Source organism: Pedobacter jeongneungensis, from assembly GCF_039538295.1.
In the GTDB taxonomy this organism is placed as follows: Bacteria; Bacteroidota; Bacteroidia; order Sphingobacteriales; family Sphingobacteriaceae; genus Pedobacter; species Pedobacter jeongneungensis.
Genome location: NZ_BAABBY010000034.1, coordinates 1 through 1,311, shown reverse-complemented (window position 1 = coordinate 1,311; position 1,311 = coordinate 1). Strand labels below are relative to the sequence as shown.

The window sequence follows — 1,311 nt, the reverse complement described above, 5'->3', positions numbered from 1 at the left end:
TAGACTGAACCCAAAAAGTTGGACAAAGTTAAAAAATTAATTAGACTGATGAGCTCGATATTTTATCGGGCTCATCCCGTTTAAATTGAGTCTGATTCTGTCGTTATTATAATAGTGAATATATTCTTTTATATCTTTTTTAAGCTCATTGATAGTTGAGTATTTCTTAAGATAAAACAACTCCGATTTTAAGGTGCCAAAGAAATTTTCAATTATAGCATTATCATAACAGTTTCCCCTTCTAGACATGCTTTGGGTTATTCCCTTTGTCCTCAACATAATTTTATATTTATCCATTCTATATTGCCACCCTTGATCAGAATGTAAAATTAGCTTAGAATTTCCGTCAAACTTCTTAAATGCTTTCGTTAGCATAGTGGATATCTGTTTGAAGTTAGGTGATTCAGATAAGTTATAGCTAATAATCTCACCGTTAAACAACTCTATAACGGGAGATAAATAAAGCTTTTTGTCGTTAACTTTAAATTCTGTAACGTCTGTCGCCCACTTTAAACATGGCTGATCGGCTCTAAAGTTTTGCATGAATAAGTTTGGTGCTGCTGCATTCAGTTCACCTTTATAGGATACATATTTCTTCCCTCTAATCAACGACTTCAGGCCTATAGAGCCCATCAGCTTTGAAACAGTTTTATGATTGATATGCCGCCCGTTATTCTTCATTTCAATGGTAATCCTTCGGTAGCCATACCTTCCTTTATGATGATGATAAATTTTTGATATTTCTTCAACTGCCTCAGAATGCTTACTGGGATGTAACTTTGTTTTGAAGTGGTAATAATAAGTACTCCTGGCAATTCCTGATATTTTCAATAAAATAGCCAATGGATGTTGTTGCCTTAACTCACAAACAACTAGCGCTTTTTCCTTTGCGGTGTTTGTTTCGCTTGAGTCAAGGCATCGAGCTTTTTTAGATAGTCATTTTCGGCCTTCAGATATAAGATCTCTTTTTCAAGCTCTTCTAACCTCGTAATGGGAGCATCTTTTTTAGTGGCCGGTTTATCTTTTTTCATAACACAGGGTCTTCCGTGCTGTTCTTTTAAACCTTCCATGCCAAACTTCTCATATCTCTTAAGCCAGGAGATAATGGTGCTTTGGGTAGGAATATTGAAAGCCAAGCAGCAATCCCGTAAAGATAATCCTTTATTATGATAAGACTCAATTACACTTCTCTTGAATTCAATAGTATAATAATGATAGCTTTTGCGTAATAAACCTAATGCACCCGAAGACTGATGATGGTCAACCCATTTCCTGATGATAGAAGTGGAAAGTTTCCACTTTGTTGATAGC

Annotated in this window: 1 protein-coding gene and 1 pseudogene; both read right to left on the bottom strand. The window is 35.3% G+C overall.

What is annotated here, in order from left to right:
• Nucleotides 1-36: 36 nt before the first annotated feature.
• A pseudogene (locus tag ABD769_RS24905) lies at nucleotides 37-870 on the bottom strand (IS3 family transposase); the annotation flags it as partial.
• Nucleotides 871-872: 2 nt separating this feature from the next.
• The coding region (locus ABD769_RS24900; protein ID WP_344854071.1) for a helix-turn-helix domain-containing protein at nucleotides 873-1,311 on the bottom strand (439 nt) is incomplete at its 5' end.